23 protein-coding genes are annotated in these 18,162 nt (G+C 40.3%); 4 read left to right on the top strand and 19 right to left on the bottom strand.

Translation table 11 applies throughout. The annotated features are described in order from the left end of the window. Positions 1-150 precede the first annotated feature (150 nt). On the bottom strand, positions 151-909 hold the full coding sequence (locus ACHZES_RS23660) for a bifunctional 2-polyprenyl-6-hydroxyphenol methylase/3-demethylubiquinol 3-O-methyltransferase UbiG (protein ID WP_154521070.1): 759 nt from the start codon (positions 907-909) through the stop codon (positions 151-153). Between the two features lie 34 nt (positions 910-943). Continuing rightward, positions 944-1,804: an effector binding domain-containing protein gene (locus tag ACHZES_RS23655; RefSeq protein ID WP_395547594.1), complete on the bottom strand. Its 861-nt coding sequence runs from the start codon at positions 1,802-1,804 to the stop codon at positions 944-946. 243 nt (positions 1,805-2,047) lie between these two features. Here ACHZES_RS23655 and ACHZES_RS23650 point away from each other — a divergent pair, with 243 nt between their 5' ends. After that, on the top strand, positions 2,048-3,238 hold the full coding sequence (locus ACHZES_RS23650) for a coenzyme F420-0:L-glutamate ligase (RefSeq protein WP_038279649.1): 1,191 nt from the start codon (positions 2,048-2,050) through the stop codon (positions 3,236-3,238). A 123-nt stretch (positions 3,239-3,361) separates the two neighbouring features. On the opposite strand, the gene ACHZES_RS23645 is transcribed toward ACHZES_RS23650, so the two are convergent. Beyond that, on the bottom strand, positions 3,362-3,850 hold the full coding sequence (locus ACHZES_RS23645) for a pyridoxamine 5'-phosphate oxidase family protein (RefSeq protein ID WP_395547596.1): 489 nt from the start codon (positions 3,848-3,850) through the stop codon (positions 3,362-3,364). Positions 3,851-4,066: 216 nt separating this feature from the next. Between ACHZES_RS23645 and ACHZES_RS23640 the strand changes: the two genes are divergently transcribed. Continuing rightward, a complete protein-coding gene (locus ACHZES_RS23640) occupies positions 4,067-4,609 on the top strand; it encodes a hypothetical protein (RefSeq protein ID WP_395547597.1) in 543 nt (180 codons plus the stop codon). 49 nt (positions 4,610-4,658) lie between these two features. Here the strand turns inward: ACHZES_RS23640 and ACHZES_RS23635 are convergent, their stop codons facing one another. The 13 genes from ACHZES_RS23635 to ACHZES_RS23575 form a co-directional block, all read right to left on the bottom strand. Next, the gene (locus ACHZES_RS23635) at positions 4,659-5,498 is read right to left on the bottom strand and encodes a nitroreductase family protein (RefSeq protein WP_395547598.1); all 840 of its coding nucleotides are present in this window, start codon (positions 5,496-5,498) and stop codon (positions 4,659-4,661) included. Positions 5,499-5,517: 19 nt separating this feature from the next. Further along, positions 5,518-5,808 carry a putative quinol monooxygenase gene (locus ACHZES_RS23630; protein ID WP_395547599.1) on the bottom strand — a complete coding sequence of 97 codons (291 nt, stop codon included), beginning with the start codon at positions 5,806-5,808 and terminating at the stop codon, positions 5,518-5,520. Positions 5,809-5,816: 8 nt separating this feature from the next. After that, positions 5,817-6,341 carry a nitroreductase family protein gene (locus ACHZES_RS23625; RefSeq protein WP_395547600.1) on the bottom strand — a complete coding sequence of 175 codons (525 nt, stop codon included), beginning with the start codon at positions 6,339-6,341 and terminating at the stop codon, positions 5,817-5,819. A 17-nt stretch (positions 6,342-6,358) separates the two neighbouring features. Then, positions 6,359-6,826 (bottom strand): MarR family winged helix-turn-helix transcriptional regulator, encoded by a 468-nt coding sequence (locus tag ACHZES_RS23620; protein ID WP_195841079.1) that lies wholly within the window; start codon positions 6,824-6,826, stop codon positions 6,359-6,361. A gap of 153 nt (positions 6,827-6,979) precedes the next feature. Beyond that, the gene (locus ACHZES_RS23615; RefSeq protein WP_395547601.1) at positions 6,980-8,263 is read right to left on the bottom strand and encodes an RNHCP domain-containing protein; all 1,284 of its coding nucleotides are present in this window, start codon (positions 8,261-8,263) and stop codon (positions 6,980-6,982) included. A gap of 145 nt (positions 8,264-8,408) precedes the next feature. Beyond that, positions 8,409-8,735 carry a CD3324 family protein gene (locus tag ACHZES_RS23610; RefSeq protein WP_395547602.1) on the bottom strand — a complete coding sequence of 109 codons (327 nt, stop codon included), beginning with the start codon at positions 8,733-8,735 and terminating at the stop codon, positions 8,409-8,411. 95 nt (positions 8,736-8,830) lie between these two features. Then, entirely contained in the window at positions 8,831-9,277 is a 447-nt protein-coding gene (locus ACHZES_RS23605) for an N-acetyltransferase (RefSeq protein ID WP_395547603.1), read from the bottom strand. Between the two features lie 326 nt (positions 9,278-9,603). Beyond that, positions 9,604-9,771: a hypothetical protein gene (locus ACHZES_RS23600; protein WP_395547604.1), complete on the bottom strand. Its 168-nt coding sequence runs from the start codon at positions 9,769-9,771 to the stop codon at positions 9,604-9,606. Continuing rightward, on the bottom strand, positions 9,755-10,357 hold the full coding sequence (locus ACHZES_RS23595) for a class I SAM-dependent methyltransferase (protein WP_395547605.1): 603 nt from the start codon (positions 10,355-10,357) through the stop codon (positions 9,755-9,757). Before ACHZES_RS23595 ends, ACHZES_RS23600 begins: the two co-directional genes overlap by 17 nt. Next, positions 10,357-10,845, bottom strand: coding sequence for a flavodoxin family protein (locus ACHZES_RS23590; protein ID WP_395547606.1), 489 nt, complete (start codon positions 10,843-10,845; stop codon positions 10,357-10,359). Before ACHZES_RS23590 ends, ACHZES_RS23595 begins: the two co-directional genes overlap by 1 nt. Positions 10,846-10,907: 62 nt before the next feature. Continuing rightward, entirely contained in the window at positions 10,908-11,471 is a 564-nt protein-coding gene (locus tag ACHZES_RS23585; protein ID WP_395547607.1) for a helix-turn-helix transcriptional regulator, read from the bottom strand. A 202-nt stretch (positions 11,472-11,673) separates the two neighbouring features. Then, on the bottom strand, positions 11,674-12,429 hold the full coding sequence (locus tag ACHZES_RS23580; RefSeq protein WP_154521079.1) for a MerR family transcriptional regulator: 756 nt from the start codon (positions 12,427-12,429) through the stop codon (positions 11,674-11,676). Between the two features lie 132 nt (positions 12,430-12,561). Then, entirely contained in the window at positions 12,562-13,110 is a 549-nt protein-coding gene (locus ACHZES_RS23575) for a flavin reductase family protein (protein ID WP_038279678.1), read from the bottom strand. A 488-nt stretch (positions 13,111-13,598) separates the two neighbouring features. Here ACHZES_RS23575 and ACHZES_RS23570 point away from each other — a divergent pair, with 488 nt between their 5' ends. After that, complete coding sequence (locus ACHZES_RS23570; RefSeq protein ID WP_395547608.1) at positions 13,599-14,429, top strand: class I SAM-dependent methyltransferase; 831 nt, start codon at positions 13,599-13,601, stop codon at positions 14,427-14,429. A 106-nt stretch (positions 14,430-14,535) separates the two neighbouring features. Here ACHZES_RS23570 and ACHZES_RS23565 read toward each other — a convergent pair whose 3' ends face one another. From ACHZES_RS23565 to ACHZES_RS23555, 3 genes are all read right to left on the bottom strand, one after another. Next, the gene (locus ACHZES_RS23565) at positions 14,536-15,450 is read right to left on the bottom strand and encodes an aldo/keto reductase family oxidoreductase (RefSeq protein WP_395547609.1); all 915 of its coding nucleotides are present in this window, start codon (positions 15,448-15,450) and stop codon (positions 14,536-14,538) included. A 55-nt stretch (positions 15,451-15,505) separates the two neighbouring features. Continuing rightward, entirely contained in the window at positions 15,506-16,633 is a 1,128-nt protein-coding gene (locus ACHZES_RS23560) for an iron-containing alcohol dehydrogenase (RefSeq protein ID WP_404820288.1), read from the bottom strand. 90 nt (positions 16,634-16,723) lie between these two features. After that, entirely contained in the window at positions 16,724-17,575 is an 852-nt protein-coding gene (locus ACHZES_RS23555) for an aldo/keto reductase (protein WP_395547611.1), read from the bottom strand. A gap of 160 nt (positions 17,576-17,735) precedes the next feature. On the opposite strand from ACHZES_RS23555, the gene ACHZES_RS23550 reads away from it, so the two are divergent. Continuing rightward, positions 17,736-18,143: a MerR family transcriptional regulator gene (locus tag ACHZES_RS23550; protein ID WP_154521086.1), complete on the top strand. Its 408-nt coding sequence runs from the start codon at positions 17,736-17,738 to the stop codon at positions 18,141-18,143. The last annotated feature ends 19 nt before the right edge of the window (positions 18,144-18,162 follow it).

The raw sequence follows: 18,162 nt of genomic DNA, 5'->3' as shown, positions 1-18,162 counted from the left end.
CAATAAAGCCTGAAAGATATCATCTTGATATCTCCCAGGCCTTTTTCATTTTAAAACTGTGAGTTCTCTCTTGGTCCCAGACCTTTTAAACTGGTATTATTATATATTTTATTAGACCATTCGTCAATGTTCTTTGCATTGGGATCATTTTTATTTCACTGCTACGGCTTCAAAAGTGATCATATCTTCAGATGATGATGGATATTTTCCCAATTTATAATCTGAAGAAATCTTGATATCTTTAAATCCGACGCTTTCAAGCACTAACCGAAACTCTTCCACTCCATACCACCGTAACGGAAAATGCTCTAATTCCGTCTGCAAAAGCACGCCATCACGCCATTTTTCATATCGTCCATGAGAAATTGTATATTGATTGATATAGTCAATCTCTACAATTTTATTTTCTAATGTAATGATATCCCCATTGGAACATTCCCAAGTTCTTGTGGATACTATCCCTGTTGATATTTTATTTTGCAAAAATATGTCTACAATTAGCCGGCCGCCGTCAGATAGATGCTCATAAAAGTTTTTTAAAGCTTTTATAGAATCAGCTCTTTTGTACAATAAAAGAAATGTTCCCGTCGGTACGATAATAGCATCGTATTTTGTATCCAGAGAAAAAGACTCCATCTTTTCCTCAAAAAGTTTAGGATCCAGGCCTCTCTTTTTGCAGTTCTCATGACAGATACCCAGCATATCCTTTGAACTGTCAAAACCTTCGACATGGAATCCTTTTTCTAAAAGGGGGATCAACATTCGTCCGGTTCCTGTCGCAGGCTCAAGAACCGGTCCTTTACATGACTTTAGCCTATCCGTATAAAATTCGATATCTCCAAAAGAATGGCCCACAGGCTTATCCATATCATATACTTCGGAAGACAATCTACCATAATAGTTCAACATTCTTTATCACCTTTCTTCCATAATTATTATGTAACTATTCTTTTTTGACTGGGATATAGATATCCATAACCGTATCCTGCCTATGATGACAACGCTCATCATAGAATTCAAAATCAAATTTACTTTCATCGAAAATATACCCGCTGCCCGGGAACCAATCTTCAAATATATATTTCCATGTACCTGCAATAACCTCTGCAAACTCTTTTTGTTCCCAATCATTGCTGGTATCCACAGGATTGGTTGTAAAAACAGCGTACTCTGCATTTGGTATTTCTACTGTCAGCATATCTTCCCCTACATTTGTAAAATCCTCCACAATCACACCCAAAAGATAGATTGCATTGCCATCCTCCGATAAAGGAACGTATAACCCCACTTCCCCATGTTTTGTGGGATTCAAAACTTTGTACATTTTACTTTCTAAGTTTTCGCCATTATAATTGCTCCAGAAAGAAGCAATATCCTTTGTATAGGATGCTCCCGTAATATCTGTTTTAATTCCATATCCGGCCACCTTAAATGCAGGCCTTTCTACAATCGCAGGACATACACTTTTCACATCAGAATACCCGGTCTTCCTCTCCACATACTGTGTGGGGGTATAGCCAAACGCTTTACGGAACGCTTTAGTAAAACCTCCTGATGTCTCAAACCCATAATCCACAGCAATGTCTATGACTTTCCTACCTTTAAAAAGTTCCGTGGCTGCTAAGGATAATCTGCGCGCCCTTAAGTATTCCATGACAGATACACCCATACATAAATTGAAAACTCTGCAAAAATGATAAAGAGAATACCCGGATTGACTTGCAATTTCTTCTATTGTAACGTTTTCTTTCATATGGTCTTCCATAAATTTAATACTTTTTTCTATATGTTCTCTGTAATTCAATGCATACCCCCACCTGATATTTCTATATTTAATAAGTTAATTATAACATTAATATTAAAATAAAATGTTCCTGCTTTGCTGAATTTTATTAGTTACTGCATTAATAATCAAATCTGATATAAGTAGAAGTTATGTTATATATAAAAAGCATTAAGTTTACCAATATCAATTATCGTGTTATAATAAGGTGAATTAAATACACCCCATGAGCATTTGTCATGGGTTTAAAGGAGAGTCATGCATATGGAGAGATTAATAGGTACTGTTTCAAGAGGTGTACGTGCTCCAATTATCCGTCAGGGAGACGACATTGCAGAAATAGTAATTACAAGTGTACTTGATGCAGCAAAAAGTGAGAATTTTGAATTACGTGACCGAGATGTTGTTGCTGCAACCGAGGCCATTGTTGCCCGTGCTCAGGGAAATTATGCTACTGTTGACCAGATCGCTGCTGATATTAAAGATAAATTCGGTAATGAAACCATCGGTATTGTATTCCCTATTTTAAGCCGCAACCGTTTTTCCATTTGTCTTAAGGGTATTGCAAGAGGTGCAAAAAAGATCGTACTCATGTTAAGCTATCCTTCCGATGAGGTAGGTAATCACTTAATCGATCTCGATGCTTTAGATGAAAAAGGGATTAACCCCTGGACTGATGTTTTAACTGAGGCACGTTACCGTGAGCTTTTTGGCTTCCGTAAGCATACCTTTACCGGAGTTGATTACATTGAATACTACAAAGAGCTTATTCAAAAAGAAGGCTGTGAAGTAGAAGTTATTCTTGCAAATGACTGCCGCACAATTTTAAATTACACCAAGCATGTTCTTAACTGCGATATTCATACCCGTTTTAGAACCAAACGCTTATTAAATGCTGCCGGAGCAGAGACTGTGTTTGGTCTTGACGATATCTTAACCGCACAGGTTAATGGCAGTGGATATAACGAAAATTATGGTTTGCTTGGAAGCAATAAAGCTACCGAAGATACGGTTAAGCTATTCCCCCGCAATTGCGAACCAATTGTTAAAAGCATTCAGGATGGACTCCTTGAAAGAACTGGAAAACATATTGAAGTCATGATTTATGGCGACGGTGCTTTCAAAGATCCTATGGGTAAAATTTGGGAATTGGCAGATCCGGTGGTTTCTCCGGCATATACAGAAGGTCTGGAAGGCCAGCCTAATGAAGTCAAATTAAAATATCTTGCTGATAATGATTTTGCTGATTTAAGCGGTGCGGAATTAAAGGCTGCTATTTCAAACTATATTCAAAGCAAAGACAACAATTTAGTCGGCAGCATGGTTTCTCAGGGAACTACCCCTCGCCGTTTAACCGACTTAATCGGTTCTCTCTGTGACCTTACTTCCGGAAGCGGTGATAAAGGAACGCCTATCGTATTAGTACAAGGCTACTTCGATAATTACACGAAATAAATCGGATATAATAAAAAGGCAATGGCATACTGAGGTGCCCCCATAAGTTAGACATAAAAATCCAACTTATGGGGGGCAGTTCATTCAGCCATTGTCTTTTTATTATGTATATGTGTATAAAAATTATTGCTGTTTCGCTCTGACATATGCCATTGCTTCCTTGCCGGTTATGTGTTCAATATCAATCGCAATAATGTAAGCATGTGTGCAACCGTCTATTTCCTTATTCTTGGCCTCTTCCGGCTGATCGCCTGAATACTTTTCCACCAGAGCCTTAAATGCTTCCACTCTCTCATCACCTTCCACAATTCTGGCTTTTCCAAAGGCGATAACACTGCGGAAGTAAGAAGTATATTCCTTACTTACAATCGTATCTTCATCAATGACGGAAAAAGATACTTTTGGATATTTCATGACAGCATCAACCTTATGCCCGGCTTTTGCTGAATGGACATATATCTTTCCATTAAAATAAACATAGCTTAGGGGAACAGCATACGGATAATCTTCATCACCTAAGCAGGCCAATACCCCATTAGTACATCTGTCCATTACCGCTTTTGTATCTTCAGGCGATAATAATTGTTTGATTCTTCTCATTTCTCTAAACATATCGTATTCCTCTCTTTTCTATAATCCATTTAATTTTTTGAACTTCTCATTGCTTAGAAAACAATTGTACTCTTTCCATATCCTTTTGCTCGTCTGAAACATGTTTCCAAACTACCTCAATTATAAATGATTTATGGAGGAAAGTGAAGTTTATATAATGAGTAACATTAATTGGACATGCGTAATACAATATATTATGAAAGGAGGTGTTTTAATATGGCATATGGTTATGAGCATAATCATGAAGAACTCGTTTTTAAATCTTTAATATTCAATGCAGGAAATATGAATGATGCAAATACCACTGGACCTGATACGGAACAACTGGGAGAATCCGGCATTTTTATATTAGGATGGCAAATGCCCCAAGGCGATACAGATGAATATTCATTAACGTTCAGCGTACCAAAAGATGCGCGCAAACGATTCCCAAAGGCTAAAATATTTGTTCATCTGATCAGTGATAATTCAAGTATACCAGTTGGAACCAGATTTTCAATTAGACTTTCATCCTTATTTACCAGAGCTAATGGAGTAATCAGCATCGATGATTTGAGAACCGTTGAAAGAATCGATATTCCGGTTCAAAACTCGCCGGGTAACCAGCAATACAATCATTATGTTATAGAATTTATATTAGATGATTTTTTCAATGCAGAAGATTTTGCATTATTGAGCATTGCCCGTATTCCAGCTTTTGATGACTATGCTGGCCCTGTAGCTATAACCAGCATTGAATTTAGATATTTAAGCTGCTAATCATAAAAAAGCCGCTGACCGGTAGGTTTTGATCAGCGGCTCCATAATATTAATCTGCGGTCCAGGAAAAAATGTACTGCACCTGATCCGGACTTTGAATTTCGGGTTTTACAAGTTTTTGAAACTTTCCAGGTAATCCTTTTTCCAATGCGGCCAGATGGAAATGGCTGGCAGCGATTCCTATATCGACCCTTTGGAGATCAATTTTCTCGTTGTCGTTTTTTAGGGTTCTTGCCAGATAAAAATGATACGTATCTTTATCCTGCACAATTCTCCAGGGTTGCTTATTAACGGCGGAAGGAGCCAGGCGTACCATTTCCAGCGGAAAAGTAAAGTCCCCTGCCTCAACTTTCGTCAAGGGTTTTGAGAACTCCTGCTTAAAAAACAATTCATTCCATTCTTTTCTTTTTCCTGACTTTGCTACCCACCTCATCACGGATTCCAGCGTCCTTTTTTTACCTGTTGGATAACCAACGGGGGAAATGCAGGGGAAAAGATCTCCATCTTTTAGGTTCATGGCTGCTGCAAAACCGCTCCGGTTAAAAGTCCCGCCAAGCCAGCATGTGCCAAGCCCAAGGGATGTAGCGTACAAAATCAAATTTTCAAATGAATAGCCCAATGCCTCCAAAGCCAGTTCTTTATCTGCCACAGAAGCACCAATATAATTCTCAGCACCTTTAATGATCCCATAGGTCCCCAGCTTTTCTCCATCGGCTGATGCAGCTTTTTCCAGCAGACGAAAGGTAATATCTATGGAAAATGGGTTGGTTAAACTATCAATATAGGCGTTTAGTTGATCCTTTTCATTGGTTGTAAGGACACGGTTCTCATATGTCCGGACGCTGCTGCGAGCCATAACTGTTTTTTCAACAGGGAAATCCACGTTCATATTTTACTGCTCCTCCCTTTTAGACTAACATCTTATAAAGATTGATCTTACCTGGTTTCTCCACGAGATCTGCAAACAATGCAATGGCTTCCTTAAAATGCTTAGCCGCCATATGTTTGTTTAACGCTTCCTGATCTTCCCATTCCTCGAGAATTGTCAGCAACTGTGGGTCTTTTATATCCTGCAGCAACTCATAACGGAGGCAGCCAATGTCATTCTGCCGGGTATCCTGTACAAGCTGCTTTGCTAATAAGATAAATTCCTCTACTTTTTCTGATTTGATGAAATTCTCCGCAACGATTTTAATCATTTTTCTTATTAGCTCTCCTTTTCGATTTGGTTCCAGGTTTCGTAATGCACTCGATCCGCCTGATAACGGTCAATGAATTGATTTTTCTGCCCATCCGGGTAGCCTACGGAAATCAGTGCAAAGGGCCGGATATGATCCGGAAGTCCAAACAAACGGCTCACATTTTCTGTAACAACATTCGATGTAGCAACGCCAAGCCATACACCGCCAAGACCCAAATGAACGGCTTCTAAAAGCATGTTCTGTGCCGCAGCGCTCATGTCCTGTTCCCATCCGGTCGGTACAGTCAGATCTTTATCATTAGCCAGTAAAACAAAGGTTACAGCGGAATTCGCAGCCAGCTTTGCATAAGGTGAGGTTTCAGCAATTTGAGCCAATCGCTCCTTATCCTGTACCACAATGAATTCCCACGGCTGCTGATTGGCGGCCGATGGAGCCTGCATGGCGGCCCGGAGCAGCTTATCAATCTTTTCAGGTTCTACCTCCTGGGCTTTAAATTTGCGAATGCTTCTTCTGATAAATATTTCTTCCATAGACATGACCTCCTGAATTATATTTTCTTATCTGATTTTCTATTATCCAGACTTTTAAGCAGCTTGTTGCTGATCTCTAAAAATCTACGGGTTTCTTCTTCTGTCAATACATCCTTGTACTTATCCTGAAGCTGATTCCATGCTGCTATAATTTCACTTTGCATAGCCAAGCCTTCTTGTGTGGTGCAAAGATATACATTCTTTCCTTCCGCCTTTTTCGCAATAAGCCCTTTTCGCTCAATACTCTCAAGCAAACGGGTTATGGTAGATGGTGTTAGATGCAGTATTTCACCAATTTCCTTCTGTTGTATACCGCCTGTTAGATTTACATGATACAGGAGTATTGCATGACTGGGTGAAAAACCTGTTTTACGGAACGCTTCATCCGCTATTTTACCGAATTCCCTGGCGAGTTTTGTAGAAGTAAAAAACAGGCAGCCATTAAGCTTACATTCCTGATCGTCTGATTCATAATTACAACTCAAGATATTCCCTCCTTTGTTTGTACATACAAATATAACATTTCCGTATTTTGCTGTCAAGTAAGATTATAGTGGTTATATCTTCTGCAAAAAAATTAGGGCGTGAATGTATTCCGCCCTAATAACTATGGTATTTATATATATTGTTTTATAAAATCATTGTGCGAATATATCGTCCAATTTATTGCGCGGAAAAGGAGTCATAGCCAAAGGTTTCACTGCGATGGACATGAGCAGGGCCGGATTGTCATCTGCAGCGATCCGATTTGAACTTAGGGTTCCGCACATTCGGCATCTGTGAATAATCGCCCATTCACCACCCTTGCGCACCCAAACACTGACCGGCTCCATAATTCCCTGGCATAGGGAGGCCCGGTCGCCCGGTTCATTGTCTACATGAACACTGGACAGGCACTTGGGACAATGGTTGCGGTGCCGGCTCCCAGCACCTTCCGGCACCACAAGCGACCCACAGACTTTGCAAGTGAAGCTCTCTGCGCAGGCAGAATGCCGATAATCCATTTTAGGTACATTACCGGAAACAATTTTGGTGTCTCCCATTTTCTGATAAGCATCATATCGTTCTCTTTTAAGCTTCTTCGCTCGAAGCGCCTCAAGAACCTGGCAGCCATCTTCATGGACATGGGTACAGTTCCGGAAATAGCATCCTTCAATCAATTGTGTTATTTCCGGAAATACTGCGTTTCGTTCCTCCTCGGTGATTTGCTGCAGGGCAAAATCCCGGAAGCCTGGTGTATCGATCCATAAGGTCCCTCTGGAGCCTACCTGCAAAGTACTGGTATGTGTGCTAGGCGTCGTACAGTAGCAATCTTCTTTTTCTAATCGTTCGTTTAAACTCCCACGAATTAAAGATGTTTTGCCGCAAGACCTGTCACCGACGACAACAACCGTTTTTCCCTCAACTATTTTAATTAGATTCTCTTGTTTTTCACGGGCAGAACCTTTAAATACAAAGTCAGCAGTATTTTGATATAGGGCCAGTTTGCCTTCTAACAGAGCCTGAGCTCTCTCCCCAATCATATCCCATTTGCTGATAAATACACCGGCTTGAATTCCTGCCCGTTTGGCGGCAATGATCGCCGCTTCCAGGTAACCTGCCTGATTGAGCAGATAATCAGCAGTCACGATTGCCAAAAGACAGTGAGCATTCGCCGCTACCAGTACTTTTTCCTCTTTGGAGCGGCGATTTCCCCTATATAAGGCGGTTTTTCTCGGCAGAATATGAATCAGTTTATATTGATCCTTTCCTGCAAGCCCTACTTCAACCTGATCCCCGACGATCAGAGTATTTTTATTCGAGATCATAGAACCGGGAAGCAGGCAAGTAATGATTTCACCTTCTGATAATATATGGACTTGTTTATTCATGACATTTACAACAGTAGCCTGAAAAACTTCTGATTCCTTTTTCTTCTTCACTTTGTTTCCTCCTGATATAGGCAAGCTTTTGAGGATGCACTTGCCCGCTTCAGGTAATATTATAGGTTCTATTTGGGAATAGCCGCAACCGAATTGACGTTTCAGAAGCAAAGAAGCACCATGCAGCTTCATGGCGCTTCTTTGTTTACTGGTTATCCAGCTTAATTTTTGCAATAATTTTTTGTATACTCTTCGGTGATAAATAGTAAGTTTTCGAAAGATGGTCAATCGATATTCCATCTGTAAATTTTTCGTAAATCTCCATGTTTCTGCAAAGAATCATTTCTTTGCTTTTAGTATTTTCTCCCCAGGTCTTACGGTTAATTTCTTTTCTTGGGACGTAAATATATTCACCGTCAATATAATTTTGTATTAAGTCTATAATTTCTTTAGGCAGCACATCGGCTGCTTTGATATAGCTCATTATGCTCCTCCTAATCCATGTTTTCAGGACTGAGCAAAGGCTATACAAGTATCAATTTTCTGATGCTATGCGATAGCCTTTGCTATGCATAGCAAGCCGAACTAAATTTCATAAAATGCTTCCCCCCTTCGTAAAGGTTATCTTTAAACGTCACTAATTCTTGCTTCAAGCGACTCCCATACCATTGTGAACTCGCTTTCTTTTGTTTCCTCCTCAATTTGTTCCGTTAAGATCTTGAATCCTTCTCTTAAATAGAACGTTACTGCCCGCTCATTTCTCTTATAAACATTTAAAAGAAGTCTATTATGCCTCTCTTTGGCATAGTGGAGCAGCTGCCTGCCGATTCCTTTGGATTGGTATTCTGAATCAACAAAGATTCCCTCAATGTAATCTTCGTTAAGTCCAAGAAATCCTTGAATCTGACCACTTGAACTATACACATAGACAGACGCCTGGGGCAGAATTTCATTGACTGTGGCATAGCTGTTTACCCAATAGCTGCTGTCAATAAAATGGTGAGCCGTAATATTAGCATTAAGCCATATCTTCATAATTTGCTCGATATCGGTACTTTTAAAGTCTCGGATCATAATACAATGCTTTCTCCTTTTAATTAAAAATCAATTGTTTCAATTACGTTTATTCTGGACAATAAAAAAACAGATAACTCTGCCACTTAGAGTTGTCTGCTTACTTATAATACATTAACAGAAAGAAACCTGCTATTCCGGTTTCTCACGTTATTGTGACAGCCACCAAATGAACTTACATGTAAGTCCACCTGGCTCATTGCCTGCGTAAATAAAACCTATAATTTGCTTAATCAAATTACAGGCAGCCTGAGCCTATATCCACAAAATAAGTACAACAAAAGACCCCTCGTGATTTGAGAGCTAAAATTTTATTGTTCATTATCTTAGCGAATAGACGACATCAAGCCACCTCCCTTTGCATAATTAAATTCATCATAACGAATATCTTTATATTTTGCAATATGTTTTTTGTAATTCACTGCTTTTCTAATGCTTTTGTCCATTTCACCCAGCTTATCTGGGATTTTAAATATTTTATTTCTGTGAATCAAGGACAAACAAAGATGCATCCTGCCCCATGAATATTTTACTTCCAGTGTAAAAAGTTTTAGATTGAATCTCCCTGTAACCTATTTTTGTCATAACAGCCGCTAACTCTGTTTGATCAAATCCATTATGAACCATATCGGAAGCTACTTTTTCATTTTTATTATAATCTACGATTAGCAAATGCCCATGTTCATTTAAGGTCTCATATAATCTTGATAAAATTAATTCAATGTCATTGATATGGAGCAAAACCTGGGCCATAAAAATATAGTCAGCCTGTAAGTCCGAAAGATGATCCTTTTCAAAATCGAAACACAAGGTAGCTGCATTCTGTATATTAGAGCCGGAAATCTTATGCTCTATTTGATGAATCATGTTTTGTGATGTATCCAGAAAAAGCATCGAACTAAAATCATTGAGCAAATTCATTCCAACCAGGCCGGTTCCGCACCCAAAATCAATTGCACTCTTACTCTTAGCATCAACTACGTATTCACGAATGGCGTTTGATGATACTTTTGCAATTTGGATTCTTTCAGGAGTGTCATATTTATCTGCTATCATTTCAAATTTTTCCGTATTGCCCATTATTGCATCTCCATAGGCAGGCACTTGGCCCACTTGACAGTTTCAGATAGATTTTCCTCCAGGCTTTTCTTCGGCTCTGCAAAATCTATTTCACCGATGAACTCATTCCCTGAGAGTTCTTTCTTTAATTTCGTAAAGCACTTTTGAGCTCCGCCACCAGCATGGCTGGCAAACAACGCGATCCGTTTGCCCTGGATCTTATATTGGCTGATAAAGCTTTTTATGGGTGGTGTAAACGAACCGGCCCAGACCGGTGTTCCGATGATAATCGTATCATACTGGCTTAAATCAATGCGTTTGTTAATTAATTCAGGCTTCTCACCAAAAATAACGCTCTTTCCTCCCCAAAAGTATTTCCGAAATCCTTCTGTCGGATAGTTTTTGCTTGTTTTTAACTCCGTAATGTCAGCGCCTAGCGTTTCTGCAATCTTTTTTGCAATGGATCTTGTACTGCCGGTAAACGAAAAATATACAACCAGAGTGTTCATAGCTATTCTCCTCTTAACTCATCGATACGGTTAATTGTTACATTTCAAATAAAATTGTACTGTTATTTATCATCTTCCTTCTCTTTAATGATTCTCTTTGCCTCAACAGCCCAATCCCTCATTGCGGAATAAATATAAGCACCGCAAAGTGCGGTCAGCTGACTGTAGGAGCAGTCAATATCTTGCTCCTTAAACTGTCCGCAAAGTTCGATATAGCCGTTCATTTCTTTGACAAGCTTATCATTTCTTATGATAAAATTGTCCAGATGACCAAGCAGCACCTCTGGTTCTGTATTTTCACCAAAGGAAACTTTTAGTAACAGTTCGTACCGGATCTTCTCGATTTCCGGTTCCTCTCTCAGCCAATCTGAAAGCTCTTTTCTGCCTGCGTCAGTGATAGTGTATACGATCTGTCCCCGTCCATTTCCATTCTGTGTATGATTTGAGGTGACGGCAAGCCCCTCAGCTACCAGTTTCTTGAGAGTCGGATATATCTGACCAAAACTCTCCTGCCAGAAATGGCTGTATTCGTTCTCTATCCATTTTTTTATGGTATAACCAGTCTGCGGCATGCGGGCAAGCATACCTAGCATTACATATTTCGATTTACCTGTATTTTCTTTCATCTCTATACCTTTTGTTCGTTTTATATATATCATCATGATATATCATAATGATATGTACTGTCAAGACTTTCTGATCGCAAATTTTTCAAATAAGCACAATCCCGAATACAGCAATACCGGTAATCGTTTCTCGTAGTACAATCACGGAGGCGAAAAAGCCCACTTGCTTTCCAGCAAGTGGACTTTCTATCATTCTATAAAATTATTTGCAGTATATCGCTACCGCATCCCGCAAAAACGCTGCGCAGCCGGGTGCAATCTTATCGTAATACGCAGTAAAGCGAGGATCATCCACATACATCTGCGTCACGCCTTTATGAGCTTCTTTGTTGTAATCGTCCCAATAAAAGCAGAGCCATTTTTTATGCAGCTCACAGGCTTTTTGCGCCAGTTCACTGGCTGGGTCGCCTTGCTCAAAGGCCGCTTTTAATGTTTCGTTCAAATCTTCCGTCAGCCTTTCCAATTCAGTGAATTGTTCCTTGCTCATATTTAAAACCTTGGCGTTGGAGCGGTTTACGCGCTCATCTCCATATTTTGCCCGGGCTTCCTCTCCATATTGATGCTCGTTATGGTCCACCAGCTTTTGAAGGAAGCCTTCAAACTTCTCCTGATCACTCATTATCATTTCTCCTTTCATGGTCTTAATGGTTTTTTCGACATTGGCGACCAGCAAATTCAATTGCTCTCGCCTGGCAAGCAAGGCAGTCAAATGGCTCTCCAGCGCCGATAGTCCGTCAAAGTCTTTGGAAGCAAGAATATTTCGGATTTCTTCCAGCGATACCCCCAGTTCACGGTAAAAAAGGATTTGCTGCAGCCGATCGATCTCCTTTTGCCCGTAAATCCGGTATCCATTGGAACTGACTCGGGCGGGTGAAAGCAATCCTAACTCATCGTAATACCTCAGTGCTCTTGTACTTATCCCCGCTAATTTCGCCAGCTTATTTATGGTGTATTCCATCTTATCACCCCCTTGCAAAAACCACTATAAACTATTACGCAGCGTCAATGTCAACCGTTTTATGAAAGATTTATTCTGATGCCAGATTTTTCTTCAGTCGGTTCAGGCAAATACCTATTTAACTTTTAAATTCTATCGATTCATGCTGCATGTTTGAAATATGGAACCTACTCTGTCCTTTATATCAAAATACCCAGAGCCCATCATGATGGTAGGGTTGACCTTTAAAGCATTTGGTTTGCCATTTTCCAGACAATCTTCATTCGCATATGCCGCAACAATTTCTCCAAGAAACATTGTAAAGTCAAAGATTGGGATCGTTTGAATTACTTTACAAAGATAATTTACCGGGCACTCTTTTATCATGGGTGCATTACCTGCATCATCGTAAAATGATTCAAAAATGTTTGATTTATCTGTTTTATTTCCTGTTGCAGTCCCGCAATAATCCGTTTTTTCTATGTCATCGGAAGAGGGAATGTTTACAGAGAAGTATCCGTTTTCTATGACTCCGGCTGTTGTGTAATGGGTATTTTTTAGAGAAATATAAAGTACAGGCTTTTGACTTACTACTCCGTACGCTCCAATGGTGGCATAGTTTGGCTTTCCCTTTACAGAAGCCCCTGCTAAAACAGTAACATACGGTCCATAAGGGATATTGGCTATCTTTGTTTTTGTCATTTTTATTCTCCTATCAATCATTTATATTTGTTGCAACAGTGAAAATTATATAATAAAATTTTATAAAGATATAGACTTTTTCTTTCTGATCGATTATCATATAGATAGAGTGCGCCCCATGGGAATACTCTTTTTTTATTTGATATCTTATGTTAAAGTTATTATACCCTCAAAAGGGAACCCATACATCTGTCAGACATTGTTGACAAAGTAAGTTATGTACTATAAAATGAAAACATAAAATTTAAAAGAAAAGGTGATGGAAGTCCGGCATATCTGATGCCACATAATCGGTGGCATGAATATTACTGGAAAAGAGCAGATAAAATCAATTCAATAGGTTTAAAAACGGGCTGTTAACACAGTTTTGTTTTTGTGCCTGATGTTTGATTTTATTTTACTCTTAACTTCTTATTATCTTAGGAAGATTAGTCGTAGAGTAAAATCTACGGCTTTTTCTTTTGTTCATTCTGAAAGGAGAAAACATTATGTTTAAAAGCTTAATTCCAATTTTAGAAAGACCGCCACTGTATACGAAAACAGCAGTTCCATTTTGGGATGATGAGCATATATCCAAGCAAATGCTCATCGCCCATCTGGATCCTGGCTTTGAAGGTGCCAGCAGAAAGTTTGCGTTCATTGATAAATCTGCTATTTGGATAAAAGAGATTGCACCACCGTCAAAGTACAGGCAGCTTCTTGACATTGGCTGCGGGCCAGGAATATATGCGGAACGATTTGCACAAATGGGCTATCAGGTAACAGGAATTGATTTTTCCAGACGATCTATAGATTACGCCATAGAATCTGCGAAAAAAAGTAATTTAGATATTCATTACTTATATCAGAATTATTTAACCATGAGTTTGAATCGTAACTATGATTTATCAACAATGATCTACTGTGACTATGGTGCACTTTCAACAGCAGACAGGCAAACGGTAATGACAGCGGTTTATCATCATCTAAAGCCTGGGGGAAGGTTCTTATTGGATGTTTTTTCAATGTCTAAGTATAACGATTTTGAAGAAAGGCAAACATGGGAAATTTGTCAGGATGGGGGATTTTGGTGCAAAGAGAACTATATTGCATTTAACGGATGCTATCGGTATCCAGAGAATGTAACATTAGAACAAACTTCTGTTGTTTCTGATACAGGGGCAATTTCTTACTATTTATGGAATACCTGTTTTACCAGAGAAATGTTGATGAAAGAAGCAACTGATGTGGGTTTTAGAGTATGCGAAGTGTTTGGAGATATTGCAGGCAGCACTTATCGTACAGATAACACAACGATTTCTATACTGCTGGAAAAATAAATGGAACGGTATCTCATCAATACACCCTGCCGAATAAAAAACTGCAATCCGGCAGGGTGGTCTATGGTGGTTGGAAGATAACCGCCGTATCTATACATCTTTTTACTTACGGTAAAATGTTCCCGGCACTAAGGTAGATCTCGTACCATTCCTCTCTGGTAAGCTTAATATCGGCAGCCTTGGCACAATCTTTCAGACGCTCCACATTCATAGTCCCGGTCACAGGCTGCATATGGGCCGGATGGCGCAGCAGCCACGCCATAGCAATGGTAGTGTTGCTAACTTCATATTTCGCAGAAATTTCATTAATCTTTGCATTGAGTTTCGGGAACTTCTCATTGCCCAGGAATACACCCTCAAAAAATCCGTACTGGAAAGGAGACCATGGCTGAATGGTGATGTCATGAATTCGGCAGAAATCTATGACACTGCCGTCCCGGTTCACTGCCTGATCATCGAGCATATTGACATGAATGCCCTGGGAGATCATGTTGGCATTTGTAATGCTTAACTGCAGCTGGTTCGCAATAATCGGCTGTTTAACAAATTTCTTCAGAAGCTGTATCTGCATGGGATTCTGGTTGGAAACGCCAAAATTACGTACCTTACCTGTGCTTTGCAGAATGTCAAATGCCTCGGCAACCTCTTCCGGCTCCATCAGAGCATCCGGACGATGGAGCAGCAATACATCCAGATAATCCGTTCTCAGTCTTTTCAAGCTGCCTTCTACTGCTTCCAAAATATGTTTTTTAGAAAAATCAAAAGCAATACCTGGACGGATTCCGCATTTGGATTGCAGGAACATCTTTTCACGCACGGTTGCGTTCATATGTGCCGCTTCTCCAAATATTTCCTCACACACACCGCCGCCATAGATATCTGCATGATCAAAAAAATTAGTACCTAAATCCAGTGCTTCCTGTACGAAGCGCTCAGCTTCGGACTTATCCAGCTTATTGATACGCATGCATCCGACTGCAATCGTCGGTACCTGCAAAGTTCCTAACTTAACTGTTCTCATGGCAAAGAACCTCCTTTACAGAATTAAATTGTATTCTCATTATTCCAAACTGTTTTTATTGAGCCAGCTTATAAATCTCAAGCACATCCTGCCAATATAGCTTTTTCAAGCCGCCAATTGGCGCCTCATTTCCAAATGCAGCACCTGTCGCTTTTTTAGCCATTACTTCAAGCTGGCTTGCGTCGATTCCAAGTTCTCCGAGGGTTGCCGGAAGTCCCATCTTATTGAAAAATTCACGCAGGCGCAAAATAGCCTCCTGAATCATTGCGTCAGGATCACGATAGCTGCCCTTCACACCCATGACATTGACTGCAAACTGAACAAACATGTTCACATTGTCCTTGTATACATACTGCATCCATGCAGGAGTCAGTACAGCCAGACCTGCTCCGTGTGCCACATCGTAGATGGCACTGAGTTCATGCTCCATACCATGGCAGGCCCAGTCCTGTTCACGGCCCATACCCACTAAACCGTTATGAGCAACGGTACCTCCAAAACCTACCTCGCACCATGCATCGTAGTCCCCGGGATTTTCAAGGACAAGGGGGGCATTCTTTATGATGGTCTTTAATACTGTTTCGCACAAACCGTCCGTTAAATCGGTATGGATGGTGTTGGTAAAGTAGCGTTCAAAAACATGACTCATCATGTCAGCCACACCGTTGGCGATCTGATTCTTTGGCAGGGTGTAGAACAATTCTGGATTCATGACGCTGAGTAAGGGACGCAGATGGGGGCTGCCATAACCGTATTTCAGTTGCTTCTCCTCATTGGTTATGACTGAGTCACCGCTTGCTTCGCTTCCTGCAGCAGGAATGGTAAGTATCGTGGCTACAGGCAGCGCCTTTTCGATTGCTTTGCCCTGCTCATAAATCTCCCATACATCGCCATCATAATATACACCCATGGCAATGGCCTTGGCAGAATCAATTGCGCTTCCGCCGCCCACAGCTAAGATTAAATCCACCTTTTCTTCTTTGCACAAAGCAATTCCTTCATGTACCAGTGAAAGACGGGGATTTGGCACTACGCCACCAAGCTCTACATAAGAGAGCCCATTCTCTTTCAGTGAAGTGGTCACTGTGTTGTATAGTCCGCTCTTTTTAATGCTGCCTCCGCCGTAATGCAGCAAAACCTTGCTTGCATGGGGTTTTAAAAGCGCACCAATCTGTTTCTCCATATCTTTTCCAAATAGTATACGTGCCGGTGAATAGAAATCAAAATTAAGCATTATTTTTACCCTTTCTTTTGGTTTATTTTTTATTTTGCTTTACCATGTGATGGTATCAGGATCTGCAGAATATCCGCAGCAGCCTTTCAAGTCGGCTATGATCTGAACGTCCTCAGGGGTAAGCTGGAAATCAAATACATCAGCATTTTCCTGGATACGTTTCGGTGTGATGGATTTGGGCAGCGGCAGATATCCGCGTTCCAGGCTCCACCTCACGCAAATCTGGGCGATGGACTTTCCATACTTTTCTGCCAGTGACTGCATCTGCGGAACTTCAAAAATCTTGCCTACGCCAAGGGGGCTGTATGCCTCCAGAAGAATCGAGTGCTTTCTGCAATAATCCACCACGTTATCCTGTGTATCGCCGGGGCAAAGCCGGATCTGATTAACCATCGGCTGGATCTTTGCCGTCTGCATAAGAGCATCAAGATGATGTGGGTGGAAATTGCTGACACCTATCCCACGAATGTGTCCGGCTTTGTGCAGCTCTTCAAAAGCTTTCCAGGTGCCGGCATTGGCTTCCTGCCAATGATCGCGGTACTTGACTGGATTCGGCCAGTGAATCAGATAAAGATCCAGATAGTCCATATCAAGATTTTCCAACGTCTGCTTAAAGGCCTTCATGGTATTTTCGTATCCATGCATATCATTTTGCAGTTTGCTGGTAATAAAGATATCCTCGCGGGCAATACCGCTCTCCTTTACTGCCATGCCAACGCTCTCTTCATTCCCGTAACCTGCAGCCGTATCAATATGACGATAACCGCATTTCAAAGCTTCTCTCACTGATGTGGTGGCCATATCCCCATTTTCTGCCCGCCATGTACCGAAACCAATACAGGGAATCTTTACCCCGCCTGAGAGTTCATAACAATCTGTTAATGTTTTCACTATATTTCCCCCTATCTATAATTTGACAAACTGTTTATTTGATAGTATATTTGTACTATAAACCTTAACCTTAACTCTAAGTCAATACAAATTTCAAAAAACTTAAAAACATTTGAAAAATAATAAAACAATTTCAAAATAGGGGGAGGATGATATCCACATGGGGTATACAATCAAGCAGGTATCGGAACGAACTAATCTAAGCGCACACGTACTGCGTTTTTACGAAAAAGAAGGTCTTTTGTCTAATATTAACAGAAGCAAGAGCGGCATCCGCAGTTATTCCGAAGACGATCTGGAATGGCTGGGGCTGATTTGCTGTCTTAAGAATACAGGCATGTCCCTCAAACAAATTAAAGAATTTATGGATCTAAGTGCGGAAGGCAAGAAGACCCTGAAACAGCGCTGTGATATATTGATTGAGCACAAAAAGAATGTGGAAGCTCAGATTCAGGAAATGCATAAGCATCTTGATAAGGTATCCCATAAAATTGACCATTATACAAAGCAGTATAATGAATACAAAAATGTCGAATCTCATCAGAAATTAGAAATGCAAGAAGTATAATGATAAATTACAAAAAGGA

The organism is Lacrimispora sanguinis, assembly GCF_044987295.1.
Taxonomy (GTDB): domain Bacteria; phylum Bacillota; class Clostridia; order Lachnospirales; family Lachnospiraceae; genus Lacrimispora; species Lacrimispora celerecrescens_B.
The sequence above is the reverse complement of the archived record's forward strand: the minus strand, read 5'-3'. Positions and strand labels throughout refer to the sequence as shown.